We start from the raw sequence: 26,600 nt of genomic DNA, 5'->3' as shown, positions 1-26,600 counted from the left end.
CAAGAAAAGAATTTCTCAACGAGGTCCCCGATGCAAATTTCCGAATTCTCGACATGGCTCGATAACCTGCTTGAACCCAAATTGTTCAAGGATTACTGTGTCGATGGTCTTTGTGTCGAAGCCTCCGACAAGGTCTCTCGAATCGTTACGGGAGTCTCTTTCAGGGACCGCCTCATCGATGCCGCCATCGAAAATAAGGCCGATTGCATTATCGTTCACCATCCGAATGGCTTCTGGAAGGGTGAAAACTGCAGGCTGGTGGGCAAGTTTGGCGAACGCATGCGCCGCCTCATGCAGAACGGAATCTCTCTTTACGGCTTCCACCTGCCCCTGGACGGTCACATGGAAGTGGGGAATAACATCTTGATTGCCAACGCCTTCGGCCTCCAGAATGTAGAAGGCTTCCTCCGCGAAGGCGAAAGGACCATCGGGGTCGTGGGCGAGTTTGCCGAACCCGTTGCCGCTAAAGACTTCGTGGAAAAGGCGAATGAAGTGTTCGAACATGGGGTGCAGCACGCCCTCCTGTACGGTAAGCCTTCCATTAAAAAGCTGGCTGTCTGCAGCGGCTCGGCAGGTGCTCCTGCCATCGAGGAAGCAATCGCTCTCGGTTGCGACGCTTTCGTCACCGGCGAAATCAAGGAGGCCGTTCCTATCGCTTGTGAAGAACTGGGGTTCAACCTCCTCAGCTGCGGCCACCACCGTACCGAAATCTTCGGGGTGAGGGCTTTGGCAGCCAAAATCCAGGCCGAACTGGGTATTCCGGCCTGCTTCGTAGACATCGATAACGAAGTCTAAATCCCCCTTTTTCAACCCTTTTGAATGTTACTTTTTCCTTTCATGGAAAAAGCGTTTTTGCTGTTTTTAAGCTAAAAAAGCCGTTTTTGACCCGTTTTACCCCCCGTATGACCCCCGTCACACTATTAGGCGTTGCCATTTAAGACCTTTTTGCTATCTTTTCGCCCGTGAATTTTTACAAGACAACCATACACTTTCAGAACTCCTCGAAGTCTATGACCGTCCACATGCCGGCCTTCCTGTTCAAGGCATGGCCCGTGCTTAGGATCTTTGTAGCGATTGGTGTATTGTTGTTTATCGTCCAGATGGTTTCGACCACTATCTATGATGGGATCCTGAACCACCAGTTGAACGAACGCCAGAAACTGGACAAGGAAATGTCCCAGATCCAGGGAACCCTGGACTACCTGTCCAACACCACGGCTTCTTTCTTTTCTGACGAAAATCGCCTTTATGCTAGCTTTGGACTGCCCGTGCAGGATGAAGCTTCCCGCGAACTGGGTACGGGTGGTTCTGTTAGCCCTAACTCCCTTTTGTTGCGCAAGACGTCCCCGGTCTATGAACGCATGTCCATCTTGAATGAAACCGCTCAGCGCATTCAGGGCAAGCTTGCGAACAACGATTCCTCTTTCCGCACGCTGAACAAGTTCATGGGCCAAAAGCACTATATGTGGCGCTTTATCCCGTCTATCTCTCCGACGAATGGTCGTTATGCTTCGGCTTTCGGTCCCCGTATCCATCCGGTCACGGGTGAAGTCGGCAAGATGCACCAGGGTGTGGATATTGCTAACGAACGCTGGACCCCGATTTATGCCTCTGCCGATGGCGTGGTAGAAGTGGCCCAGATGAGTTCGACCTTCGGTAACTTTGTAACTATTGATCACGGAAACGGCATCAAGACGCGCTATGGTCACATGCAGCTGTCTATTGTGCACCCGGGTCAGTACTTGCACCGTTATCAGGTAATTGGTTATATGGGTAACACCGGCCGTTCCGTGGGTCCCCACCTCCATTACGAGGTCTGGGTCCGCAACAGCCCTGTGAACCCGCTTGCCTATATGTTGCCTAACGGATATACCGTTGACTAACGGATCCAAGGTAACGCCCTGCCCCTAAAATATGGCGCCGGCTTGACTGGCTAAGGGCAGCACCCCCTAGGGGGTCTCATGAATCTTAATGCAGTTTTGCGTTTGAACACGCTTCTTTTAAGCGTGGTGTTTTTTCTTTTCGGTTCTGCCTGGTCGGAGACTCCGGATCTCTATTTTACAGAAATTCACCATTGCCCTGCGGAACCGGAGCCTGAATGGGTGGAAGTCTACAATGCGTCGGGGCGGTCACTCCCTATAGAGGAGTACCGTTTTTGCAACCGGACCAAGAACTGGAGTGTAGGCAAGAGCCGGGGGCGGGATTCCATTGCCCCTTACGAAACAGTCCTTTTTTCAAGGGACACGCTGCTTTTGCGGGAGTACCTGGGGTTCAAGGATGTGCGGCTCATTCAGTATGCCATGGGGTACTTGAACAATACGGCGGGTTCTATTGCGATTTGCAAGGGTGACACGGTAATCGATAGTGTGGCCTGGGACCGGTCAACGGTGGCTTGCCCATCGGGGTTCAATCCCCGGACGCTGCGGGCGGAGAATACGCCGGGTTTCCAGAAAGCCTATGAAAATCCGGAGGCTGGTGGCCGCCGGGGAAGTGCCCGACGTGAACCCGAGGCACCCTTTACCTTCAAGCTGTCGACCCGGGTGGTGCGCTTGAACAAGACCCCTTTGCGGGTTTATATAGAAAGTGAACAGTCGGTGGCGCTGAAATTGCTGGATTCGATGGGGCGGGAACAATGGAAAATGGAGGTGCCGCCCTATACCAACGCATGGCTGAATGTCCCATTACAACAGCTCTCGGATATAGGTGTTATCTATATCTCCCTGTCTTCGGGACGCTATGAAAAGTTGGTGGGATTGCTGGTGAGGCCTTGAATGAAGGGCGTCCTATTATTAATAGTATGGCTGGCGTCCCTTGCTCTGGCTATGGATTTTCCCGGAGAATTTGTCCAAAATCCTGGGGGTTCCTTGGCCCTTTCGGGGTTGCCGGGATACAGGTCTTCTCCTGCCCGCCGTTTAGGCGAAGGGGAATTTGGCGGCTTCGGGCTGGCTTATGCCCAGGTTCCGGACGCGTCTCTGCAGGTGGCGAGTGCGGCTGGCGAAATGGGGCTTGGGCTTTTCCGCATGGCTTTTTTTAGTTCCTATACGGAAATGGATACCCTTTACCGGCAGGTGTATTCCGAGTTGCAGACTTCGGTAGCTCATTCATGGTTTGTCGGGGGGCTGGGCTACGGAGTGTCGGTGGATATTCTTCCGGGCCAAGAAAACTGGACCTGTAACCGCTATAAGGCGGGGCTTGCCCTCATGAAAAGCTCCTTGTCTGTTTCCGGAATGGTCGCTTTAGTGAATCAGGGGGACTATTTTGACATGGATTATGGGGTGGCCCTTCGGTTCGACGGGGCTCGCTTTGGCGCCTTTGCGGAATATGACGGCGAATCCTTTGATGTGGGGAATTACCTGAAATTTGCGCATTTGTCCGTGATATCGGCTTATCGCTTTCCTGAATTTGCCATTTCGGTTTCACTGGTGCTTTCAGTCGGAAACTGGTCCCTTTCGGGAGCGTATGGCAATGCTTACCCCATATGGGATTGGTTTGGCTTTACGGCATCGAAATCAATACGAAAAAAGACTATATTATAGGCATGCAGGTACCAGTAGGTCTTTTAATTGCAGTGTCCTTTGTCTGTTTTTTGGTGATAACAGCATTTGTGATTTCTGTGCTCTTGATTAGGGATTTGCTGAACAAGCAAAAGATTTATTCCAATTTTGCGGGCTACCTGAGCGATTTCTTGGTGATTATTTCTAAAGAAGGGCGACTCATCGATGCGTCTCCCACCTTTATTTCGGACCCTCTTTATGATCTGATTCTTCGTCAAAAGTCCTTCAAGAAGGTCTTTTCGGCTGCAGAATTCAAGCGCTTTTCGGAATATGTCAGAGGCCTTGACGCCTATCCCGATATTCCCTTTGTCTTTTCCCAAGACATGGGCGATGGTCTGAACTGGTATGAAATCCGTGCCAGGCAAAGGCAGGGTGGCGATGTCCACATGGTGCTTTTGCTCAAGAACGTGACTTTGGATGTGGAATCCCGTACGCAGCGCGATGAACTGAAGGAGAAAGTTGACTTGTTGCTCCAGAGCACGGGGGATTTTCTGTGGTCCATGGATGTGGACACCCGTACCTTTACCTTCTTGACACCTCTTGTCGATGATGAAGGCAGGGCAATCCCCAGAACCCAGGGCGTTCAGGATATTCGCGCCATGATGCCCGAAGACGATTACCTGTTCTTTGACAAGCACTTGAATTCCCGCATTGTGGAATTTCGTGCCAAGGGCCAGGATTCCAGCGAAAACCGCGGCGTGAGATTGCGCCTGATGGGTGAAGACGGCAATTTGGACTGGTATGCATTCTGCGGTCGTCTTTACACCGAAGAAAATGCAAAAATCGTATTCCGCGGTTCTGCCCGCAAGCTAGACCTGCAGCTTGAAAAGCCTATTACCGAAGAATCCGAGGTCAGTGAATCGACCCAGGTGGCGGCTCTTGCCTTCCCGGATATCCGTCTTTTCTGGATTGATAGGGATTATAAGATTTGTGGTTGCAATCAGGCTTTTTCCCTGGCTTTCGGTAGCCCCATTCCCAAGGAAATCGAAGGCAAACGTTTGCTGGAAGTGGTGCGCCCCCGGTATTTCTCGCTGTTCCACGGTGTACTTTCGGAAGTGTTCGAAAAAGGCCTTTCTAAATCTTGGAAGGGGCCTTTCGGGATGGGGCGTCGCCTGCTTTGGTTTAATGCGGTGCCTCTTAAGCGCGATGACGGTTACACCTACCGCGTGTTGGGTGTATACCTGCAGCTAGACGAAAATGATTTTGAATCCGTAAATAAATTAACCATGGAGAAATAATGAAAAAGTTGATTTTGATTGCTGTGACTTCGTTATTCATGTTTGCAGGATGCGAAGAAAAGAAGGCCGAAGAAGCTCAAGTCCAGGCTCAGCCCGCTGTGGAACAGCCTGTGGCAAAAAAGGCTCCGACTCCTTCTGAAGTGGCCGTGCGTGCCGGCGTACAATCGATTGACTGGGACAAGGCTATCGAAATGAATGCTGCCGGTGCCGTTTACGTGGACGTGCGTAATCCGTCGGAACTGAACGAAGGCTTTGCTCCTCATGCCGTGAATATTCCGCTGGGTGACCTGAGACAGCGTTTTGGCGAACTTTCGAAGGATCAGGATTTGCTGATTTACTGTCGTTCTGGCCGTCGCAGCGAAGCCGCTACCAAGTTCCTGATGGACCAGGGCTATACTCGCGTGTATAACGTTCTCGGTGGTTACCTCGCTTACCCGAAAAAGTAATGAACGCGCCGTTGGCGTTGTTTGATGCATGAACTATTTGCAACTGGCATTCGAGCAATCCCTATTTTCTATAGGGATTAGCCGCCCGAACCCTGCGGTGGGGGCGGTTGTTGTCCGCGACGGAATCGTCGTGGGGAAGGGGCGTACACAGCGCCCGGGGAATGCCCATGCAGAAGTCATGGCGCTGCGTGACGCGGGCGAACTCGCCCGCGGGGCGGCCATCTACGTGACGCTGGAACCCTGCTGCCATTATGGCCGCACGCCCCCTTGCACCAAGGCAATCATCGAAGCCGGCATCAAGGAAGTCTACTTCGCCCATGCCGACCCGAATCCTGTGGTGCGCGGCAAGAGCCGTAGCATTCTCGAAGAAGCGGGCATCAAGGTGTACGAAGGCCTGGAAGCTTGCGAAAAGGCAATCTCCGAAAACGGCTGGGACGATTCCTGCTTTCACGACGGTTGCAAGGTCCTTTCGGGCGAAGAACCGATGACTTTAGCCGAGACCCGCGCCGAATCTCGCATGCTCTTTCACGAAATCGAACGCTTCTTCGAAGCCTACGATTTCCATGTCCGCACCAAGACGACTTTTGTCGAACTCAAGTCCGCCATTTCCCAAGAAGGCTACATGGGCGCGCTTGCCTCAGACGGTTTGCATGCGCCTCTCAAGATTACCGCTCAAGGCGCCAACTGCTGGAACCATGAGCTCCGCGCCATGAGCGACGCTGTTCTCGTGGGCGCGGGCACGCTCCTTGCCGACAACCCCGCTCTCGATGTGCGCTATGCACAAGGGAACAATCCCGTCAAAATCATCTGGGCGGGGCATCATGAATTTACCGCTGCCGAGATCTCGGGCCTTCGCGTGTTCCAAGCTCCTGTAGAAGAGGGCAAGGCACCCATTGTTTTCACATGCGTGCCACAGCCGGCTCTTGAAAAATTGAGTGTCGCGGGGGAGTCGCTGACAGTTGAAGTTGTGGCTTTAAGCAATGCATCCTTCGTTGCCAACTGGCACGAAATGCATGCGAATCTCTCGGCCCGTGGCATGCACCGCCTGATGGTGGAACCTGGCGCCCGCCTGGCTGAAGAAATCTTTAAATGCGGTTTGTGGAATCGCCTGGATCTATGGCAGTCCTCGGACCCCGCGGTCGAACGCGCTCTTGAATCCAGCGGCGCCACCGGCCTCGCTTATCCGGAATTGCCGACGAACCTTGTGGCTAAAGAATCGTTTATGATCGGTCCGGATGTGCTGACCGTCTACGAGAAATAAAAAAATCCTCCCTAACTTGGTCAGGGAGGACAATCTTCATTAAATCATCTGCATCAGGCGTTTCTTGGCCGGTCCTTCGGGCAGCGGCAAGAAGAGTTCCTTCGCAAAGGAGCGTGTCAGCATGGCTCGCGCCTTGTCCGCCGGAATTCCGCGGCTGGTCAAATAGAACATTTGATCCTTGTCCAGTTCGCCTACGGTATTGCCGTGGGTGCATTCCACGTCGTCGTGGTAAATCTTGAGAACCGGCTTCACCGAAACGCTGGGGCCATCGCTCAACAGAATCGTGTTCACCAGCTGGCTCGAATTCACCTTGGGGCAGTTGTAGCCGACCACCACCTGGCCGTCATAACTGGTGTAGGCGTTTTCGTCCAGAATATTGCGCACGAACTGCGTGCTCACTGTTTCGGGAGCGTTATGCAAAATCGTCAGGCGCTGGTGCTTGGAGGCGTTTCCCTTCAGAATATTCAGGCTGCGGTAATCAAAATTGGCGCCTTCGCCGTTGAGCTCGATGCGGGCGCTAATGCGGCCGATGCCGGCGTCTTGCAGAATGTTTGCAAAGCGTACGGTAGAGTGTGCAGCCTGCTTGATGTCGAAATGCCTGAAGGTCAGCGGAAGTTCGTTTTCGGGATTTGCAAAGAAAATTTCCAATTCGGCGTTTTCTTTGACAACAATGTCAAAACGCTCGGCGGCAATTTCATGCATCACCTTGTTGTCCAAAATTTCCAGCGAAACCTTGGCGCCTTTTTCAATAATGAACTGGCTGTGTCCAAAGTCGTCGCGGCTCTTGATGATTCCCATCTCGGTTTCGCCAGCGGCAAAGACCTTCTTCATGAGCGGGGCAGACTTGGCAATCGGCAACAATGCGGCGAAATCGTCTTCGCTTGCAATGCCGAAATCATCGCAATTTGTCATTCCGGTAGAAACTGGAGTTTCGGCTGTGTTTTCGGGAATCTTGTTTACCGGGAAAAATGTCCACAACTCGTTATTGCGGCGCGGCATTCCAATCGCCTTTAGGCGGGCGGCTGCGGCCATCGATATTTCGGTCACGTCGTAACTCATGCCTATTCCTCGATCCAGTCGTAGCCCTGTTCTTCAAGCTTCAGCGCCAGTTCCGGGCCGCCCGAAAGAATGATTTTACCATGGCGGAGCACATGCACGTAAGTCGGCTTGATGTAGTCCAGAAGTCTCTGGTAGTGGGTCACCAGGATTACAGCCTTTTCGGGGGACATAATCTGGTTGATTCCGTGAGCCACGATGCGGAGGGCGTCAATGTCGAGGCCAGAGTCCGTTTCGTCAAGGAAGGATACCTTCGGGTCCAAGATAGCCATCTGCAGAATTTCGTTGCGCTTCTTTTCACCGCCGCTAAAGCCGTCGTTTACACCGCGGTCACGGTAACGGTCATCCATTTCGAGCATGGCCATCTTTTCTTCGCAAAGCTTCTTGAAGTCGGCGTCGCTCAGCGGTTCAAGACCCAGGTAGGCGCGCTTGGAGTTGAGCGCCATTTGCAAGAATTCCACGTTGTTCACGCCCGGAATTTCGGTGGGGTACTGGGTGCTGATGAACAGGCCAGAATTGGCGCGTTCGCAGATTTCCATGGAGAGCAGGTCCTTGCCGTCCAGGGTCACGGAGCCATCGTTCACGGTGTAGGCGGGGTGGCCTGCAATCACCTTCGAAAGCGTACTTTTACCGGAACCGTTGGGGCCCATGATGGCATGGACTTCGCCCGGTTTCACTTCCAGGTTGATACCCTTCAAAATCTGGGTTCCGTCTTCGATACTTGCTTTCAGGTTCTTGATGGACAGCATAGAATTCTCCATTTTCACGGCCCAAATTTAGAAAAACTTGCGGCCCGCGTCTTATCAATTCTTTCTATAATCAGATGAACTGATTAGCCGAAGTCGTCAAAGTCGTTGCCCATGTTGTCGTCACCGCCGTAAGAATATTCTTCGTCATCTTCAGGCGGCGGGGGTTCAAAACCTTCGGGCGGTTCTTCGGCAGACATTTGTTCTTCGGTGAAATTTTCTTCAGTGTATCCAGCCGGAGCCTGGGGCGGCTCTTCCATAAATTGCGGTGCACTGGGTTGTGCGTTTTGCGGTGCCGGGGCAACTGCCGGGGTAGGGGCCATTGCCGGTGCTACTGGGGCGGGGGCTGCCGGCATTATTGGGGCTGCACTCATGGGTTCGCCCTGAATCGCTCCCTGGAACTGGATCAGCTGAGCCTTGCTACGAACCACCTGGTCGGCGAAGGCGTCGATGGTAATCTTTTCGGCGTTGAACAGAGCGTTCAACTTCTGCATGCCCTGGGTGAACTTGGACATCTGCATGCGGATTTCAACCGCTTCGTTGCTGGTCAGCGGAATCTGGTGCTTTTGTCGGTCGCAGAGTTTTTTAGAAAATTCAGTGAGCGTCTGGTAAAATTCGATAATTTCTTGAGGCGTTTTCCAGACTTCTTCGGACAGCCCTTCCAAAAAGAGTCGCAGGGTGGGGGACACGTAGTCGTAGAGCAACTGCGGCGATACGGCTCCCGTTTCGGCGTACAAGGCGATGGCCGAATTCACGAATTCTTCCACAACCGGCGATTCGAACATGCAAATTCCGCTGGCGGCCCAGTCCATGTCAAAGTATTCCAGAGCCCGGTCCATAAGCGTGGGGTTTCTGAGAATCAGGTTCGCAAAACGGATTTCCATGGGCGGAATGCTTGCCCAGTTCAGGCTGGCTTCCTGTTCCAGCTGCGGAATGGTTTCTACGTTCGGGCTTTGCGGCTCCTGAACGTGACGCCGTTCCTCGAAAGTCTTTTGTGGCTTGAGGGCTTTTACTTGCGCCAGGGATCGGTCGGTATTGAGCCTTTCCGAAATCAGCTTTACATACTGGTTTCTCAGTTCGCGGTCGGGAATGCTCTTGACCAGGGCTTTGGTAAAGTTGATGAGCTTTGCCCGTTCTTCAGGACTTTGCATATCCTGCAGCCGCATCAAATAAGAGAGCCAGTCTTCAGATCCTTTCAGCGCTTCTCTAAAGGCTTCGGCGCCTCTTTCGTTCACAAAATTGTCGGGGTCAATCTTTGTGCCATCGGGGCGGGAAAGAGCGAATACCCTGGGAGCGATTCCCTTGGGCAATACAATCTGTAAACTCTTGTAGGTAGCTTCTCTGCCGGCCTTATCACCGTCAAAAACCAGGTAGGCCTTTTCGGCATAGCGGGCGAGGATACTGGCGTGGGTTTCTGTCAGGGCTGTTCCCGAAGCCGCCACGACGTTGGTGACTCCACCCTGGAAAAGGCTGATCATGTCGAAATAGCCTTCTACGATAATCACGGCCTTTTCTTTGGCAATGCTTTGGCGCGTATGGTGCAATCCGAATAGAATGTCGCTCTTGTGGTACAGCGACGTTTCTGGACTGTTCATGTACTTGGCGCGCTTAAAGTCCTTGTTTTCGCTCAGGTCGCGGCCTCCAAAGGCTACGATTGCACCCGAAAGGTTCTGGATGGCGATCATCAGACGGTCCCGGAACTTGTCCGAGATTCCGCCATTTTCTTTTTGGACGGCCAGTCCCGCCTTGACGCAGTCCAGGGGCGAAAATCCGTTCTTGGCGGCGTAGCTGATTAAACCTTCTCTGCCATCGGGGGCGTAGCCGATGTGGAACAGCTTGCGGGTTTCGTCGGTAATGTGGCGGCTGGAAAGGTATTGCAGCGCCTTGGGCGAAAGAGTTAGCTGCTGTTCGAACCACTCGCAGGCAAGTTCGTTGAGCCTGCGAACCATGGCACGTTCTTCGGTAATTTCGTTGTCTTCGGCTGCGCCCAGTTTAGGGAGTGCAAAGCCGGTATAGTTGGCCACCCATTCTACGGCGCCCTTAAAATCCATTTTTTCGTGTTCTTGCACGAACTTGAAAACGTCACCGCCGGCACCACAGGCAAAGCACTTGTAAATGCCTAGACTGGGGTTTACGTTCATGGAGGGGCTGCGATCATCATGGAAGGGGCAAACGCCTACAAAGCGTCCATTTCCCGAACGTTTCAGCGGTACAAAATTCTCGATGACCGACGCAATATCTGCGTGGGCTTTGAGCTGCTGAATGATTTCGTTAGAGTAGAACGCCACGTTTATAAAATAGAAAAAGATGCGCCTTTTTTGTGAGCAACGAACCGCTCGGGGTATGGTGCGTACTTAGTATGATTAGGCGAGAGCGCATAAAAAAGAACCCGTCCTTATGAAGGACGGGTTTCTTTTAGTAGCGGGGGCAGGACTTGAACGCTGCGACCTTCGGGTTATGAGCCCGACGAGCTACCAACTGCTCCACCCCGCGTCGAGGTATGCCCATATATAGTAAAATTCGATACCTATGTCAAGGGTTTTTAAACGAATTTTTTGAGGATGTGCTTGCTGGCAACGAAATAATCGATGCCGCTAATAATGGTAATCGCAGTAATGACGCCCATCACAGCCTGGGGGAAAACGCTCCAGAATGCCTGATAATTGGGAATAATGGCGCTCATGGGGTCCAATGCTCCCAGCAGAATGGCAACGATACCGATTCCCTGGAGGGCGGTTTTCCACTTGCCGCTACGGCGTGCCGGCATAATCAGGCCTTCGCTGGCAGCCAGAGTGCGGAGGGTTTCAACGCTGGATTCGCGGAAGTAAATGAGTGCCACCATCCACACCGGAGCATAACCTGTAGCGATAAAGCACATGAAAATCGTCATGTTGGAAATCTTGTCGCTGAACGGGTCCAAGTACTTGCCGAGCGTGCTCACTTCGCCCAGTTTGCGGGCCAGGTAACCGTCCAAAAAGTCCGTCAGCATAAAGCCAAGCACCATCACCAGCGAAAGGCTCTTGAAAACCAGGCTGTTGTTGCTGTAATCCAGATCGTTATCGTAGAAGAATACCCACAAGAAGAAGGGCGTCAGCACGATGCGGCTCATGGTGAGCTGGCTTGCAATGGAGAGCGGCTTGCGGTGGGCGGGGTCGCGGTAATACCAGTAGGCGTATGCAACGGTAGAGGCGATAATCAAGAGAATCGATGTTACCATGCAAATCTGCTGGTAGTCTTCGAGATTCAGCAAGTACACGCCCATGGTCACGGTAATGGCGATGTTCGACATCTTGCTCCAGCGACGCTTGCGGGGGAGTGATTTTCCTTCGCGAAGCACGCCGAGGCTAAATAGCGTGTGGGCCACCAGGCGGGCCAGCAAGAATACGCAACCGACGGCCAACAATTTTTCGGCCTGGTCGTTTTGCAGCAAGTCGCGCACAAAAATGCTTGTCATCACCGCAAACGAAAGGAATCCGTCAATCACGTTCAGCCAAAGCCTGTAATAGGGCTTTTCGATTTCCTGCGAACGGAGTTGGTACAAATTAACCCAACCCATAAAGAGGGCGATTGCTACCAGGGCGGTTGCGGTCTTGGCCATGCCCATCCATATAAAGACGATGACGGCTATAAAAACCATAGCCCTCAAAACGCTCCATACGCGGGAGCGTAACCTGATGTCGGATGTCTGTTCTTCTGTCATTTAAAGCCTCTGTCAAACTTTTAATAGTTGCCTTGCATGTTCGCGAATGGTTTCGCTTTCGCCACCCAGCATGCGCGTGAGCTCGGTTACGCGGCCTTCGTGGTCCAGTTCAACCACGTGCGTAAAGGTTCGTCCTTCGATTTCTTCTTTGCTCACTGCAAGTTGGTTCTTAGCGCGACTTGCAACCTGGTGTAAGTGCGTAATGGTAAGCACCTGGTGGTGCTGTCCTAAATTCTTTAGTGCTTCGCCAATGCTGTTGCCGATTTCGCCGCTGATTCCGGAATCCACTTCGTCAAAAATCAGCAGGGGAACGCGGTCTAAATCAGCCATGACGCTCTTGATGGAGAGCAATACGCGGCTGAGTTCACCGCCCGAAACCGCTTTTTGCAGGCTCTTGAAGCCTTCGCCGGGGTTTGGGGCGAGCGTAAATTCAATCTTGTCTGCGCCGTTGGGCGAAAGCATCTGGGTCTCAATCGAAGTCTCGAAAATCGCTTTAGGCATGCCCAGTGTATTCAAAATTTCGCTGACGGCCTTGTCGTATCGGGCGGCAGCTTCCTGGCGAGAGGTGGTCAGCTTGAGGGCGGTTGCCTGCAATGCTTCAAGGGCCTTCTTGGACTGACGGGCAAGTTCTTCCAGGTCCGCATCCAAGTTTTCCAGGCTGGAAAGTTCTTCCTTCCGCTGTTCCGTCAAGGCAATCAGGCCCGCCACATCGGTGCGGTATTTGCGCTTGAGCTTTTGAATCTGGGCGATGCGGGCGTTGGCGCGGTCGATATCTGCGGCGCTCATGGCGGCAGAGGGGCGCAGGCGCAGCAAGTCCTTGCAAACGCTTTCGTAAGGGTCCGTCACTTCTTCAAGGGACTTCAGGTATTCTTCGTAATCCGGGAGCTTTGCTGCCAACGAACGCAACTTGGCCTGCAAAATCTGCACCTGGTCCAGGAGGCCGTTTTCACCACCCAGCATTCCCTGAATGTCGTTCAGGTAGCGGGTTTCCGCTTCCTGCTTGCTGGCGCTATTCACCTTTTCTTCCAGGGCTTCTTCTTCGCCTTCCTTAAGGGAGGCCTTCGAAAGTTCGTCGAACTGGAACTTCAAAAAGTCCTTTTGGGCGGCCAGGTTCTTGGCACGTTCTTCTGTTTCCTTGATCTTGTCCTGGATTTCGTTCCAGGCAGCCCATTCCTTTGCATATTGGGCGGTAAGTTCGCCGTTGCCGGCAAAGTCGTCCAACATCTTGGTATGGGTGCGGGTGTCGCGCAGCAGGAGCTGTTCGCTCTGGCCATGCATCTGGATCAGTTCTTCGCCTAGACGCTGCAAGTCGGGGAGCGTTACGATTGCTCCATTGACACGAGCTCTGCTTTTTCCATTTTCTGCAATTTCGCGACGTAAAACCAGTTCGTCATCGCTGTCAATTTCCAGTTCTTCAAGAACCTTCTTGACCTGGGGCTCGTTTGCAATATCAAAAGTCGCTTCGACAACGGCTTTTTCTTCGCCGGTACGCACCATCGAGGCCTGCGCCTTGTCTCCGCACACGATGCGGAGCGCCTTGAGCAATACGGATTTTCCTGCGCCGGTCTCGCCAGTGATGGCTGTAAAACCCTCGCGGAAGGGAACGTTAGCTTCGGCAATAAGCGTAAAACCTTTAATCGACAGTGACTTTAACATAGCGGCAAAAAATTAGCAAAAACCCTTGACACTAAGTGTCATTTTTCGAATTCGACAACGCTACGGTAGATGGGGCGACCTTCCTTGCGGTACTTCTTTTCGAAGCCGGTCATGATCCCTTCGGTGGGTTCTGCGGTATTGCGTTCCAGAATCTTGCAACCCTTGAAGTTGTCGAAAACTTCGAGTGCGACTTCGTTATATTCCTGGTGGTCGGTACCCCAGTAGAAAATTCTCTTGCCGGGCTTCAGCACGCGGGCAACTTCAACCAAGAAGTCCGGGCGCAAAAGGCGGTTCTTGTGATGGCGTTCCTTGGGCCACGGGTCCGGGAAATACATGTGGAAGGCATCCACCGTGTTGTCTTTCACGCAGTCACGCAAGAAGAAGAATACATCGCCGCGAAGCATGGTGGCGTTGGCCAAGGCGCCGGCCTTGTCCATTTTGCGCTGGGCAAACTTGGCCCAGGTGTAATCCCATTCGCTACCCATAATCACGGTATCGGGGTGCTTGGGGGCATATTCCGAAAGGAATCCGCCCTTGCCGCTGCCGATTTCGACTTCAACTTTGCCGCCTTCAGCGAGCTGCGGGAACATGTCCTTCCAGTTAAAGTCAAGCTTGTGGGGGAGTCCATCGGGGGTGGCAATGGGCTTGCGGTCGCCGTGGGTACGGAACACGTAATGCCACAATCCCTTCGATTCCGGATCTTCTTTCAGGTCGCGGTAAAATTCAGGAATCACCACGTCCTTTTCAACTTTTTCTTCGCTTTCGTTCAGTGCTTCTTCGTTTGCCATAAAAATCTCTTAAATAAACGCAACTATTCTGTCCAGGAATTTCTCCGGAATTTCTTTTGCAATCATTTCGCGAATGTACTTTTCAGAGTACTTCATCGAGAAATGGGCAAGGATAATCTTCTCGCATTTCACCTGGTCGCCCATGCGGTTCAACGCATCTGCAATCTGGCTAATGTGGGTATGGCCCTTCTTGTGGCTCATTTCGTAATCTTCGGGCGCAAGGAAGGTGCATTCCGTAATCAGCACCTTCGACTGGAATACGCGCTGGTTTTCCAACAGGCTTTCGCCCATGCAGTCGCCCATAAAGCTCACCAGCGGATCGTACACTTCTCGGGTAATCTCGGTTCCGCTTTCCCGCAGCTTGATGATTTCGTCGGGCGTTTTTCCCAGGTATTCGTCCTTGAGTTTTTTCTTGTAATGGTAAATGGTTCCGCCCATGGCGTAAATGGAGTGCTTGACTTCAAAAGCTTCTAGGGCCAAGTCCTTGCGATGTTCCAAAAACTGGAGCTCTCCAGCGTTTACGCCCACAATTTCGGGGTAGCGGAACTTGGTCTCGGGCACCCCTTCGAACATGGCCTCGGAGCGAATCCAGTTACGGGCCCCATCGCAAATGCGTTCGGGCATGTAGTAAACACTTTCCCGTTCAACGCCCATCATCTTGCGCAGGCTGTGGTGACGCATCAGGCAGCGGGCGTGATCTCCGTGGGCATGAGTCAAGAATACGTGATTCAGCGAAGTCGCCGAAAGGGGGCATTCGCCCATATCGATGCAAAAATCCAGCTCCGGGAGCTGAATATAGGTCGCAAGTCCCGAAATCGAGAAGCCGACAACGGTGGTACACGAGGTGTTCACGTGAACTTGCTTTAGGGCGTTATGAATGTATTTGCTCTCTGCCATGACGTTTCTGCGCCAAATATAAAAAAAACGCGCCTCTCGGCGCGATTTCTTTTCATGAAGTCTGAACAGAACTTTGAATTTACTTGGTCTTTGCGTTTTCTGCAACCAGTCGGTCAAAGTCGGCGCAGCTCAAGGCTTCGATATGGTTACCCATGGCGACGCTACGGGTACGGGCGTTACCCTTCTTTTCGGGAATACGGAAACAGAATTCGTAGGTATTGCCCTTGTCGGTAGGAATGCCCATCTTGAAAATACGGATACGTTCTACACCCTTGTTGTAAATTTCGTGGTAGTCGTAGGAATTCTTGATCTTTTCGAGGCGCTTCTGCTGGGAGAATTCAAGTTCGTCGGCAATGGGGCCGTCCAGATAGAGGGGCAAAGAGTTCTGGAAACGCAGTTCAATCTTGCCATTACTTTTAACAATCGAGGTCTCTTGCGGCTTAATCAGGTAACGCTGCTGGGGAATGTTTTTATAGGCCAGGGTGCGTACTGTGCGGACTCCACACATTTCGCGCATATCGGGCTGTTCTACAAAGTCGATGTCGCGGCAAATCGGGGGGAGGTTCGTCGGGACTTCCAGATTTTCGCCAGAGTTTGAACCGGCACAGGCGGAAAGGAGAGCAGCTACAGCGAGACCAGAAAATAGCAGGATTGTAGATTTCATGCCTTAAATATAATTTTATTATTTTGAATTGCATTTATTTTCTTAAGAAAGTGTGATTTTTTTTATTTTTGCAATGTAAACTTTTGTTTTCTCTAGTTCGTTTTTGAGCAGAAAACTCCGACTCCGGGTTTATGAAATCATCTTTACGCCCTGGTGCTTTAAAAAAAATGTATCTTTGCCGCGGATTAAGAATTGGGTAAAACATGAATATTTATAGCTGGAACGTAAATGGGCTGCGCTCTGCCCTTAAGAAGGGCTTTACGGACTGGTTCGCTGCAACAAAGCCCGACATCTTGTGTCTGCAAGAAGTCCGTGCCGAAGTAGACCAGATTCCTGAAGAAGTTGCAAATCCCGACGGCTACTTTACCTACTGGAACCCTTGCCGTCGCAAGAAGGGTTATAGCGGGGTAGGTGTTTATACCCAGATTGAACCTGACCGTGTCAACTATGGCTTTGACATCGAGGAATTCGACGAAGAAGGCCGCGTTCTGCAGCTGGTCTTCCCGGATTGGGTTCTCAATAGTATTTATTTCCCCAATGGTGGTCAGGGCGACGATCGCCTGGACTACAAGTTGCGTTTCTACGATGCCTTCCTCGAAAACAGCAAGCGCTGGATTGCCGATGGCAAGCACGTGTTGACCCTGGGTGACTACAATACCTGTCACAAGGAAATCGATATTGCCCGCCCCAAGGAAAATGCCGACGTGAGCGGCTTTTTGCCCATTGAACGTGCGTGGATGGACAAGTATGTGGAAAATGGCTTTGTGGATTCCTTCCGCAAGCTGCACCCCGATGAACGGGACCGCTATTCTTGGTGGTCAAACCGTTTTGGCGCCCGCAAGCGTAACGTGGGCTGGCGTATTGACTATGCCTTCGTGGATGAAGGCCTTGTGCCCAATATCGTGAGTGCCGACATCCATTCCGATGTCATGGGCTCAGACCATTGCCCCATCAGTATCGAACTGGAACCCCCGTTCGCACCCCTCCCCATTAGCCACGAAGTTTAGTGGGCTTTTACAATAGACCAGGCGTCGTCAAAGAGCTTGGTTGCTGCACCCGGATCCCGCAGGAATACCATGCGGTCGATTTCTTCCCTGGTGGGGTTGATGACACGGTTTTGCTTGAACTTGTCGTCGATGAGTTTCAGTGCAGCGCTATTGGGTGTTGCAAAGTTGATGGTAGTTGCAAGCTTTGCGCCGTTCTGGGCGTCGAGAATGTAATTCATGAAGGCGTGGGCTCCGTCGGAGTTTTGGGCGTGACTGCTAAGCGTCATGGCGTCAACCCACATAAAGCTTCCTTCTGCAGGAATGGCGTATTGAAGCGTCGGGTCTTCCGCGATAGCGTCCATGGCTTCGCCGTTGAACACGATTGCTGCCCAGTTTTCTTTCGATATCACCTTGTCCTTTGCGCTGACAGATCCCTTGAAACCGGCAAAGTTCGGGTCCCTCTTGATTTCCCGAATCCATTCTACGGCCTTGTTGATGTCTTCTATCTTCACGCTGTTGGCGTTCAAGCCCTTGGCTTGCAATGCCATGGAAAGCATGGAACGGGATTCGTCCAGCAAACAGAATTTGCCCTTGACTTGCTTGGGGTTGAAAAGCATGTTGTAGCTGATGCTGTTCACGTCCAGGGCTGTGTCGCGGTAGAGAATGCCGGTGGTTCCCCACAGGTAGGGTAACGTGAAGTTGTTGCCCGGGTCGTAAACCGGATTCTTGAATTGATCGGCGATGTTTACTTTGTTCGGAACCATGTCCAGGTCCAGGGGGGCAATCAGTCCCAGGTGGATCATTTGCTGGATGACCACGTCCGAAGCAATCACCACGTCGTAGTGCTTGTCTTTTGCAGACTGCAGCTTGTTGATCATTTCCTCTTGGGCTTCGTATTCTTCAATCTGCAACTTGTAGCCGGTTTTCATTTGAAAATCGGTTATCATTTCTGGAGCGATGTATTCGCTGTAGGTAAGAACTGTAACGGTTACGGGGTGCTGTTGCGATTTTTTGTCGCAACCACAGAAAAACCCTGTTGCAAGGAGGACCATCGCAACTGTGATGTGTGAAACCAATTTTTTCATACCCTCTCCTTCTTCTACAGTCCTCCTAATCCCCATAGAGTTAACTAGCTGTGCAAGTATTCCACGATTGCGTCGTGAATCGTGGTGAACACTTCCCTCAGTTCCTCTTCGTCTTCTTCCAGAAGCGTCACACGGAATCCCTTCAAATCCGTGCAGAAGCTGGTGCTAGGCACAACACAAATCCCCTTTGCGCCCAGCAGGTAGTAAACGAAGCGGTAGTCCAAGTTGTTTGTCTTGCTGCACCATTCTTCCACTTTCTTCTTGATAATCGGATTGTCGATCTTCAAGGTCTGGTGGCTGTTCAGCGTACCTTCGCGGAAGATGATGGTGTTGTAGAATGCACCGTAGGTCGGGTTGAAATACAGTTCCGGAATGTCGGAAAGGATTTCATTGATGATGGCGCTACGGCGGCCAATCTTTTCGTTCAAGGCGTCGCGGTGTTCCTTGAAGCGCTTGTCGCCAAGGACGCGGGGAATGGTCATCTGCGGGAGCGTGGTCGAGCAGACTTCCACCATCTTGGCGTTGTCCAAAGCGCGGCAGAAGGCGTCGAACTGTTCGTCCTTGTCGCGGTTGTAGTATTCAGCCCAGCCGCAGCGAGCGCCCGGCCACGGGTATTCCTTGGAAATACCCTTGAGGGCGATACCCGGCACATCGCCGATGTATTCGGCGAGAGCGTAAGCATGGGCACCATTGTACGTAATCTTGTTGTAGATTTCGTCGCAAATGATGAACAGGTTGTAGCGCCTTGCAATATCCACGATCTTCTGGAGAATTTCCAGCGGGTAGACCATGCCTGTCGGATTATCCGGGTTCAAGATCAAGATGCCCGCAATGCTCGGGTTGTACTTCACCTTGTTTTCCAGTTCTTCCAGGTCCGGATACCAGTGGTTTTCGGGCTGGAGCCTGTAGGTAATCGGGGCCGTGTGGGCGTGAGCCGCTTCGGCAGAACTGTGGGTGGAATAAGCCGGAGCCGGTCCGATAATGCGGGTGGTCATGGACAGAAGGCCGTAAATGGTGGCGATGGCGTCGCCGAGGCCGTTGAAGAACAGAATGTCGTCAACGTTAATCTGGGCACCACCCAGCTTGTTGTTTTCCTTCACTAGGAATTCGCGGGTTTCAAGCATGCCCTTGGACGGACAATAACCGTAGCTGCGGTTTGTCTTTGCCAAGTCGACCACAATATCCTTAATCCAGTCAGGAATCTGACATTTCTTTTCGATGGGGTCACCAATGTTTTCCCAATGAATGGGGAGGCCGAGTGCCTTGAGCTGGTTTGCCTTCTTTACGATCTCACGGATTTCGTAAGAGAGTTCCTTGGCACCTTCGCTCAATAGTCTTCTGCGCATTTTAAGCTCCTGTATAGGGATCAAAAATTCTCATTATGTTACAATGTAATAATAGAATATAATTTTGTAAGAATTTCCGATTTTCCGTATGGTTAATGGTTAAAAAGGTAAAAAACAAAAAAGACAGCCTTTTACGGGGCTGCCCTTGAAACTTGCTATCTGGATTTAAGCGTTATGCTTTACAGATTTTGGTTTCTCTGGACAGCCCCACAATAGCTCGGGCTGCTGCCGGGCTTGCTGCTTTCGCTGCTGCTGCGATGTTCTGTCCAAAGATTTTATTCATTGCCCTAAATATACTTTCAGTTATGCGAGATTGTCAAGATTGATTAGGTAATTTTTTATTTTTGCGGCATGACTCACGGCATGATATATGACCCGATTCGCAGCAAGGATGTTCCCGACACGCCCGAAGAACGGGTGCGTCAGGCGACCATTAAGTTCCTGATAGACGAGGTCAAGGTTCCGCAGAATTTGATTGCCGTGGAATTCGCGCTTTCGACGGTGGAGCCCAAGACCGATGACCGTGTGGATTTGCTGGTGCAAGATTTCAAGGCCTCCGGTGATTTGAAACACCCCTGGCTTCTGGTGGAATGCAAGGCGCCCGGCGAATATACCTGGCAGGCTTTGCAGGTGCAGCTGAACAAGTACTTGCAAATTCTTTCGCCTAAGTACGTGATGCTTTCGCTAGGCGATGCGGTACGTTACTTTGCGCTGGATGCCGCTACCAAGCGATTCCAGAAAATCGAGAAGTTGCCGGAATTCACTTCACCACAGAAGTAACACTGCCATCCTTGAAACGCGTGGTAAGTGTGTCGCCGGGCTTTAGCTGGCTCTTGTTACGTACAAATTTACCGTTGGCGTCTAATGTAAGCGTGTAGCCTTTCGAAAGCGTTGTTTCGGGGTCGGCATTTTTCACGCGAAGTTCGATAAGGCTGAACTTCGATTTTTCCAAGTCCAGAATTTTGCGGGAACCCTGGTGCAAGCCTTCGCTGTCGCGGGCAATGCGTTCCCGTTCGGCCCTAAAGACAAACTGCAAATCCTTTTGCATATTGCTCTTGTAGAGCGAAAGCTTCATGGCTTCTTTTTGAATGAGCCCGTTTACCTTTTGCTGCAAGCGGTTGCCCGTATTGGAAAGCTCCTGCTTGTAACCGTGGATCGCTTCTTTTGTCTGTAATGCGATTTCTTGTGCTGTAGCAAGCATCTTGTTCCAACTGTCCGCAACGCGGTCAATCAGACGCTTCGCGGTATCGGTCGGGGTAATGCAGGATTGGTAGGCCACTTCGTCCAAGAGACTGCGGTCGATTTCGTGACCGATTCCCGTGAATACGGGTAGCGGGTAGTTGGCCACGGCGCGACACAATGCTTCGCTGTCAAAGAAGTTCAAGTCGGTCTTGCTTCCGCCACCGCGAATAATGCAGACTACGTCAAGTTCCGAATCTTTTGCTAACTCTTCAAGGGCGGCAAGAACGGTGGGTTCCGTGTCGGCGCCCTGCATCTTGGCGTAGGCCGTTTTCACCTTGAATGCAAAAGGGGATTCTGCAAGCTTGGTGGTAAAGTCCTTGTAGGCGGCGGTTCCTTCGCCGGTAATCAGGCCCACGCGAATGGGAACGTCGGCTAGGGTAAGGGCCTTGTTCTTTTCAAGCAGACCTTCTAATGCGAGCCGCTTTAGAATGGCGCTTTTGGTAAGGGCCAGTTCGCCCAAGGTATAAACCGGGTCAATGTCCAGAATTTGTGCTTGCAACTTTCCGTAAGGCACGTAAAGGTCGGCCTTGATCAAGAAGCTCACCTTGAGCTGTTCTTTTAAAACAAATGGCTGGGGGTAGTTTGCCACTTTCGCCCGGATGGCGGCGAATTTTGCTGCGTAGCAATATAACGGAACCGTTGCCAGCGGACTCACGTTCCCTTCTTCGAAGTCCGCAATGCTCAGGTAAACGACTTTCGATTTCTCGTTAATCTGGGTAATCACGCCACGCACCCATACGGCAGGGGTGGATTCCACCTTCTGCTTCAAGGCTTTCATGTATTGCATGACGGTATAGGACTTGTTCTCGGGTTCCATGCGCAGAATATACTATTTTTAGGCCATGTCTAAAGTTGTCTCTGCCATGGAAGTCCGCCAGAATTTTGGCTCGATGTTGAACCAGGTTTCTCTCAAGGACGAAGAAATCGTCATCGAACGTGCGGGCAAACCCCTGGCACGCCTCGTGAGCGTTAACGCTCCGACGGCAGGCCTTCTTGATTTTCGCGATATCGGTAAGCTTCCCAATAATATCTGGGAAGACTAGTCCGCTTTTGTAATAATCGAAATCTGCAGGGTGTCGCGCATGGAGGGGTCGGCAACACTCTGGGCAATCAGTTCAATCTTGTCGCTGTTTTCGCTGACTTTTCTTGCAATCAGGTAGTCCGAAGAGATTTCCTGTTCCTCGTCACTGTCATCGCAGCTGTAGCTGTTGGTTCCGTTGTTCAGGAATTCGAGAGAGGCACAGGGGACAAACCAGTCGATGTCAGAACCGATTTCTTTCCAGGGGCTGCTGGAATGCTGAGCCATCTGCAAGGTAAAGATCTTGAATCGAATGGTGTCGCCTTCCGTATAGATCTGTTCCTTCATGACTGCATCTTTTTCGGAATCGTAGAATTGCATGGTCTTCAAAAGTCCCGGCTGCTGCACCATGGTCGAAAGCTGCAGTACATAACGGAGGCTGTCTACCACACCTGCCAAGGGGTAGGAATTCAAACGAAGATAATGCAGGTAGTAGGGGCCTTCGGGCCACTTGCTGCCAATCTTGAAGTTGCCGCCGTAAACGCTGCTGATGGTGTCTCTCGGCTTCTTGTCCTTGTCCAGGATTTCCAGCAAGACGTTCTCGTAGCTTTCATCGTTGTAGTTCTGAATCCAGTGTTTCACGATCAGCGAATCGCCTCTCTTGTAGTCACCGATCCAGACGAACTGTTCCTGGCGCAAGTTGTACTTGTAAACGCCCAGGTCGTCCTTGGGGCGCGTACGCATGAATTCTTCGCCGGGGTACTGAATGGAGTCCGGCTTCGAGAAGTATTCGCCCTGCTCCAGTTCGCGGGCCTTGGTAACGGCTTCGAAGGAGGCGAAGGGGCCCGTCCAGATGCTGGAGAAAGATTCAGGCTTAATCTTGATAGACCAGTTCACGGAATCGTTGGGCACCAGCATGGTGTCCAGGTTCGTCTTGGAAGAACCCAGTTCCTTGTCGCCATCCATGAGCTTGTAAAGGATGATGTTTTCGCCCACCGTGGTAAGGTTTACGCTGTAACCTTCTTTTGCGGAGAATGCAATGGACACCTGGTCGGGGGACTTGTCGATTAGCATGATGCCGCGCAAGGTGTCGCTCATCTTCATGGAAATCTTTTCTTCTTCGCCGGTGTATTCGTAGTAGGCGGAATCCACAAGGACCTTGAGTCTCAAGCTGGATTCGTCCTTGAACTTGCCTGCAATTTCAAGGTAGTAATGGTTTTCGCTAAAGGTAACGAAGGTGTTGGAATCCCTGAAGGTGGCGCTGGTGTCTTCGCCGAAGCTCGGAATCAATGCGTTCCTGTAGACGGAGTCCTTTCTGGAGGCGTCCTTGGGGGCGGCCTTGATTGCCTGCAAGTAATCGCCCAGTTCGCTCTTGATCAGAATCTGGTCGTTCTTGATATTCGAGGTCGTTGCGAATACCTTGATGCGGCTTCCTTTGGGGAATTCGCCTAGGTACATGGGAACGCTGTTTGCGGCGCTGTCCAGGTAGATTTCGCTTTCATCCATCTTGGAACTGTCGCCCTTGAACAGTTCCAAGTAAATGCGGAGCGTGTCGCCCAGCTTTACGGTGTCCTTGTAGTCGATGTCGGCGCGATTGCTTAAAGAGCTGCTGGACCTAAAAGACGGTACCGAAGAACTGGACTCTTCGTCAGAGGCCGAAGAACTGGAGTCGTCGCCGCAGGCCATAAAGGTCGCAGATAAAAACAGTGCGGCGCTTATTTTTAAAAAGTTTTTGAATTGCATAGGGCGTCTCCTAGTTCAGGATATAGAATTTCTGTTCGGCGGTAAATGCTTCGCCAATCACGCGCAAGGTGTACTTGCCGGTGGGGAAGGCGAAGGCCTTGAATTTAAAGTGGGTCTTCTTTTCACCATCGAGATCGCGGGCGGCCACAGTCAGCATGCGCTTTCCGAATTCGTTGATGATTTCGATTTGCACGAACTGCGGGTAACCCACGGTCAGGTCAAAGTCGCAGTCCAGGCTGTAAATGTCAATGTTCACCTTGGTCAGCGTGTAACCGCCATCCATGGCTTCGCCACCCACCGAGCGGGAGTTGTCGAAGTAGCCCACGAAGAGCGACGGTGCATATTCTCTGCCCGCTGCGGGGCTGGGGAGAACGATTTCTCCAGGTTCAACCGCTGTAAGGATCAGCGTGTAAAGCTGGGAGGCGTGCTTGCGCTTGAAGAATTCCGTCAGTGTCGGAGTGCGCAAGAATGCACCCAGGGGAGCCTTCGGGTTGATGGTGATAATGCCCAGGAAGTCTGCGTACTTGGTGTCCACGCCGCCACCGGAGTTTTTGCGGATGTTGAACTGGCCGCCGGTCTGCGGAATGTTGGCAGGAGCGTTTTCCCAGGTGAGTTCGTAGGGAGCCCAGTCAATGCCCAGCTTCTGGTCGCCAAAGTTCATGTCCTTGCTTGTTTCTTTCAAGCCAAAGATGTTCAGCTGAACGGGCTTCTTGATAGAATCCTTGTTGAATTCTAGCTTGAGGGCTGCATCGAATAGCGGTCCTGGCAGCGAAGACAAGTCGAAGCGCAGGTAAATCTTTCCGGAAGCACCGCCCGTCTTGTTGGCAACGTGCATTTCGGGGTCGGAGTTGTGGGGACTGAAGTTGTCGAATTCAGAAATCCAGGTGGCAGCACCCTTTCCGCTGGTGGTTCCATCGCCCATGTTGTCGAGGGTGGTGTAGTGCTTGTCGAACACGTAAACCTTACCGGTGTCGGAACCGGTTTGGTAACCGTCATCGGCTGTAAAGATGATGTTGTAGCGGCCACTGGCGGTAAAGGATACGTCGGTCTCGTAGGCCATACTGTCAGAGAAAGCCACCTTACCAGGTCCAAGGCCCTTCTTCCAGCGAACCGGGTCTTCGCAAAGGCCGTCACCGCGACCGTCGTCAACAACGGAACCCTTGATCTTGAGCAGGTTGGGCTGCACTAGCACCATTTCGTGAGGAATAGATGCCTTCGGTTTTTCGTTGGCTCCGAGTCTGGGGGCGTATCCGGTAAACAGCGGAATCATCACGCCGCCGCTGGGGGTGTGCTTCAAATCTTTTCCGTACAGGGACTTGATAGAAGATGCCTTTCTGGATTCTTCCACAATGGTGGGGTAAGCGTTTCCGCGGGTTAGGGTTTCGCGCAAGCCAGAAATAGAAAGGGAGGCGTTATCGTTGATGAACATGGGGCGGTCTTTCGCCTTGTCGCTGGAAACGATTTCTACGCCAATCAGTTCGGCGTGGGCCTTGTTGAAGTTCTGGATAATGGTATTGCCCTTCTTGGCGGTCAAACCGAGAATCCAGACAGAACCGCCATTGTTCGTGATCTTCGGCCCCTTGGTGTCGCCAATCAAGGCCACCTGGCGGCCCCATACCTTCTGGTAGTTCAGCTGGATGGTTCCGAGGGTAACGTCTTCTAGGTAGATTTCGCCACCGCCGATTTCGTCGGTCTCAAGAGAGCGGACCATCATGTTCTTCAACAGCAGGTTGCGCTTGGCCTTCATGATAATGCCGTTGCCGAACTCCGAGAAACGTTCAATCGTCAGTTCGTTGAATGCGCCTTGTTCGATAATGAACTTGCCCTTGCCGTCGATACGTCCTTCGATACCGATAATCTGGCGTACGCGGTTGCGGATATAAATGTCGCGGTTAATGGTCCAGCGGCCTCCGGGCGGGAAGTAGATGGTTTCTGCGCCGTCATCGATGGCTTCCTGAATGGCCTTGGAGTCGTCGGAACCCGTGTTGGATTTTCCACCGTAGTCGCCAGCAACCGTAATCCAGTTGTCGGCCTTCTGTTCAGGGAAGGCCGGGGTCTCTGCAACGGCCAGACGCATGGACTGCTTGGGGCTGTGGCAAAGTTGCGGGGTTTCCTGCGTGGCAAATTCAATGATTTCGCCCTGGATCATTTCTTCGTTGTATCCCTTCTTCTTGGACTGGATCATGGTCTTGTAGCGGGATACCTTCATGGAGCGAATAAACATGTGGCTTTCGTTTTCGATTGCCGTGGGTGCTTTGACCTTCTTGTTTTCGTTGTCAAATTCCAGCAAACCGTCCAGCAAGCTCATCATGGCGAATTCGCCGTGGTTATAAACGGCGGGCACATGGCCTTTAAAGCGGAGGGCGCGAATGGCGAGGTTCATGTTTTCGTTTTCGACGCCGTACTTTCTTTGGCCGCCCATGGTTACATGTTCAAGAGTGGCCGTGCCAGTTTCGCCCTTGGCGTAGATGCCGATGTTAAATCCGCGGATTTCGGTGTTCTTGATCAAGAGGGGGCCAATACCTTCGGTAAAGCCCAAGTCAATGCCGTACACGCCAGACGAGTCGCCGGAGTAAATTTTCACATTGTGGATTGTACCCTGGTTCGAGGCGTTAAACTGAATACCGATTGCACCGGGGTTTCCTTTACCGGTACGGATCGTCATGTCGCGGATTGCGTTTCTGTATTTAGGACCCGGACCTTCGCCGGTAAAAATAAGGGCCTTGGGAAAATCGGCGTTGTCAAAGCCGTAAGTGGTATCGGCCAACTGGATAATCGTTCCGCCGATGCTTTGACCCTGCAAAATGGTACGACGGCTGGAAGACTCCTGCTTCTGAGTCTTGGGCCAGACCAACTGATCGGTAATCTTGTAAATGCCGTGGGGCAAGTAAATAATGAAGTCACCATCGGGGTGATCGTTCAGAGCCCTCTGAATGGCTTCAGTATCGTCGTTTTTTCCGTCACCCTTGGCATAGTATGGATCCTTCGTGACGTTAACGATCTTGGACGCCATGGGGAATTCCACCTGGGCAAATACCGATACAGCAAAAAAGGCAATAAAAAAGAATAGGGTCCTATACATACTAACCTCGTTTGTAAATATATGTAAAAAAAAGAACGGGGTCAATAGCCTAGAGTCAATAGACTTTAGTTTATTTTAGGCGTTTTTTGCGC

At 51.9% G+C, this 26,600-nt stretch carries 23 protein-coding genes and 1 tRNA gene; 10 read left to right on the top strand and 14 right to left on the bottom strand.

The window, feature by feature from the left end; all coding sequences use genetic code 11:
- The first annotated feature begins 30 nt into the window (after positions 1-30).
- The 7 genes from ACJMNB_RS11055 (at position 31) to ACJMNB_RS11025 (ending at position 6,499) form a co-directional block, all read left to right on the top strand.
- Complete coding sequence (locus tag ACJMNB_RS11055) at positions 31-795, top strand: Nif3-like dinuclear metal center hexameric protein (protein WP_405342407.1); 765 nt, start codon at positions 31-33, stop codon at positions 793-795.
- A 167-nt stretch (positions 796-962) separates the two neighbouring features.
- Entirely contained in the window at positions 963-1,883 is a 921-nt protein-coding gene (locus ACJMNB_RS11050; RefSeq protein WP_405342405.1) for a M23 family metallopeptidase, read from the top strand.
- Between the two features lie 78 nt (positions 1,884-1,961).
- The gene (locus tag ACJMNB_RS11045) at positions 1,962-2,771 is read left to right on the top strand and encodes a hypothetical protein (RefSeq protein WP_405342403.1); all 810 of its coding nucleotides are present in this window, start codon (positions 1,962-1,964) and stop codon (positions 2,769-2,771) included.
- Positions 2,772-2,822: 51 nt separating this feature from the next.
- Positions 2,823-3,536 (top strand): hypothetical protein, encoded by a 714-nt coding sequence (locus ACJMNB_RS11040; protein WP_405342401.1) that lies wholly within the window; start codon positions 2,823-2,825, stop codon positions 3,534-3,536.
- Between the two features lie 2 nt (positions 3,537-3,538).
- On the top strand, positions 3,539-4,792 hold the full coding sequence (locus ACJMNB_RS11035; protein ID WP_405342399.1) for a hypothetical protein: 1,254 nt from the start codon (positions 3,539-3,541) through the stop codon (positions 4,790-4,792).
- Positions 4,792-5,238 carry a rhodanese-like domain-containing protein gene (locus ACJMNB_RS11030; RefSeq protein WP_405342397.1) on the top strand — a complete coding sequence of 149 codons (447 nt, stop codon included), beginning with the start codon at positions 4,792-4,794 and terminating at the stop codon, positions 5,236-5,238. Before ACJMNB_RS11035 ends, ACJMNB_RS11030 begins: the two co-directional genes overlap by 1 nt.
- A gap of 28 nt (positions 5,239-5,266) precedes the next feature.
- Positions 5,267-6,499 (top strand): bifunctional diaminohydroxyphosphoribosylaminopyrimidine deaminase/5-amino-6-(5-phosphoribosylamino)uracil reductase, encoded by a 1,233-nt coding sequence (locus tag ACJMNB_RS11025; protein ID WP_405342395.1) that lies wholly within the window; start codon positions 5,267-5,269, stop codon positions 6,497-6,499.
- A 39-nt stretch (positions 6,500-6,538) separates the two neighbouring features.
- Here ACJMNB_RS11025 and ACJMNB_RS11020 read toward each other — a convergent pair whose 3' ends face one another.
- The 9 genes from ACJMNB_RS11020 to ACJMNB_RS10980 all read right to left on the bottom strand — a co-directional run bounded on the left by ACJMNB_RS11020 (position 6,539) and on the right by ACJMNB_RS10980 (position 16,006).
- Positions 6,539-7,558, bottom strand: a complete 1,020-nt coding sequence (locus tag ACJMNB_RS11020) for a SufB/SufD family protein (RefSeq protein ID WP_405342393.1) — start codon at positions 7,556-7,558, stop codon at positions 6,539-6,541.
- Positions 7,559-7,560: 2 nt separating this feature from the next.
- Complete coding sequence (sufC, locus tag ACJMNB_RS11015; protein ID WP_405342391.1) at positions 7,561-8,304, bottom strand: Fe-S cluster assembly ATPase SufC; 744 nt, start codon at positions 8,302-8,304, stop codon at positions 7,561-7,563.
- 83 nt (positions 8,305-8,387) lie between these two features.
- Positions 8,388-10,589, bottom strand: a complete 2,202-nt coding sequence (gene dnaG, locus ACJMNB_RS11010) for a DNA primase (RefSeq protein WP_405342389.1) — start codon at positions 10,587-10,589, stop codon at positions 8,388-8,390.
- 131 nt (positions 10,590-10,720) lie between these two features.
- Positions 10,721-10,794 (bottom strand) — tRNA-Met (locus ACJMNB_RS11005).
- 49 nt (positions 10,795-10,843) lie between these two features.
- Positions 10,844-12,001 (bottom strand): CDP-diacylglycerol--glycerol-3-phosphate 3-phosphatidyltransferase, encoded by a 1,158-nt coding sequence (gene pgsA, locus ACJMNB_RS11000; RefSeq protein WP_405342387.1) that lies wholly within the window; start codon positions 11,999-12,001, stop codon positions 10,844-10,846.
- Positions 12,002-12,013: 12 nt separating this feature from the next.
- On the bottom strand, positions 12,014-13,657 hold the full coding sequence (recN, locus tag ACJMNB_RS10995; RefSeq protein WP_405342385.1) for a DNA repair protein RecN: 1,644 nt from the start codon (positions 13,655-13,657) through the stop codon (positions 12,014-12,016).
- A 38-nt stretch (positions 13,658-13,695) separates the two neighbouring features.
- Positions 13,696-14,445, bottom strand: a complete 750-nt coding sequence (locus tag ACJMNB_RS10990; RefSeq protein WP_405342383.1) for a tRNA (guanine(46)-N(7))-methyltransferase TrmB — start codon at positions 14,443-14,445, stop codon at positions 13,696-13,698.
- A 9-nt stretch (positions 14,446-14,454) separates the two neighbouring features.
- Positions 14,455-15,342: an MBL fold metallo-hydrolase gene (locus ACJMNB_RS10985; RefSeq protein WP_405342381.1), complete on the bottom strand. Its 888-nt coding sequence runs from the start codon at positions 15,340-15,342 to the stop codon at positions 14,455-14,457.
- A 79-nt stretch (positions 15,343-15,421) separates the two neighbouring features.
- Positions 15,422-16,006, bottom strand: coding sequence for a hypothetical protein (locus ACJMNB_RS10980; protein WP_405342379.1), 585 nt, complete (start codon positions 16,004-16,006; stop codon positions 15,422-15,424).
- A gap of 203 nt (positions 16,007-16,209) precedes the next feature.
- Here ACJMNB_RS10980 and ACJMNB_RS10975 point away from each other — a divergent pair, with 203 nt between their 5' ends.
- Positions 16,210-17,013 (top strand): exodeoxyribonuclease III, encoded by an 804-nt coding sequence (locus ACJMNB_RS10975; protein ID WP_405342377.1) that lies wholly within the window; start codon positions 16,210-16,212, stop codon positions 17,011-17,013.
- Here the strand turns inward: ACJMNB_RS10975 and ACJMNB_RS10970 are convergent.
- Both ACJMNB_RS10970 and ACJMNB_RS10965 read right to left on the bottom strand, forming a co-directional pair.
- Entirely contained in the window at positions 17,010-18,077 is a 1,068-nt protein-coding gene (locus ACJMNB_RS10970) for a spermidine/putrescine ABC transporter substrate-binding protein (RefSeq protein WP_405342375.1), read from the bottom strand. The genes ACJMNB_RS10975 and ACJMNB_RS10970 overlap by 4 nt on opposite strands.
- Before the next feature lie 44 nt (positions 18,078-18,121).
- On the bottom strand, positions 18,122-19,423 hold the full coding sequence (locus ACJMNB_RS10965; RefSeq protein ID WP_405342373.1) for a pyridoxal phosphate-dependent aminotransferase: 1,302 nt from the start codon (positions 19,421-19,423) through the stop codon (positions 18,122-18,124).
- A gap of 351 nt (positions 19,424-19,774) precedes the next feature.
- Between ACJMNB_RS10965 and ACJMNB_RS10960 the strand changes: the two genes are divergently transcribed.
- On the top strand, positions 19,775-20,203 hold the full coding sequence (locus ACJMNB_RS10960) for a type I restriction enzyme HsdR N-terminal domain-containing protein (protein ID WP_405342371.1): 429 nt from the start codon (positions 19,775-19,777) through the stop codon (positions 20,201-20,203).
- Here the strand turns inward: ACJMNB_RS10960 and xseA are convergent.
- Positions 20,184-21,482 (bottom strand): exodeoxyribonuclease VII large subunit, encoded by a 1,299-nt coding sequence (gene xseA / locus ACJMNB_RS10955; RefSeq protein WP_405342369.1) that lies wholly within the window; start codon positions 21,480-21,482, stop codon positions 20,184-20,186. The two genes, ACJMNB_RS10960 and xseA, sit on opposite strands and share 20 nt — an antisense overlap.
- A gap of 25 nt (positions 21,483-21,507) precedes the next feature.
- Between xseA and ACJMNB_RS10950 the strand changes: the two genes are divergently transcribed.
- Positions 21,508-21,708 carry a type II toxin-antitoxin system Phd/YefM family antitoxin gene (locus ACJMNB_RS10950; protein ID WP_173351940.1) on the top strand — a complete coding sequence of 67 codons (201 nt, stop codon included), beginning with the start codon at positions 21,508-21,510 and terminating at the stop codon, positions 21,706-21,708.
- On the opposite strand, the gene ACJMNB_RS10945 is transcribed toward ACJMNB_RS10950, so the two are convergent.
- Both ACJMNB_RS10945 and ACJMNB_RS10940 read right to left on the bottom strand, forming a co-directional pair.
- Entirely contained in the window at positions 21,705-23,426 is a 1,722-nt protein-coding gene (locus ACJMNB_RS10945; protein ID WP_405342367.1) for a hypothetical protein, read from the bottom strand. The two genes, ACJMNB_RS10950 and ACJMNB_RS10945, sit on opposite strands and share 4 nt — an antisense overlap.
- 10 nt (positions 23,427-23,436) lie before the next feature.
- Complete coding sequence (locus ACJMNB_RS10940) at positions 23,437-26,508, bottom strand: glycosyl hydrolase family 28-related protein (protein ID WP_405342365.1); 3,072 nt, start codon at positions 26,506-26,508, stop codon at positions 23,437-23,439.
- Positions 26,509-26,600: the final 92 nt, after the last annotated feature.

The organism is Fibrobacter sp., assembly GCF_045131395.1.
Lineage (GTDB): Bacteria > Fibrobacterota > Fibrobacteria > Fibrobacterales > Fibrobacteraceae > Fibrobacter.
This window is presented reverse-complemented; position numbering and strand designations above follow the sequence as displayed.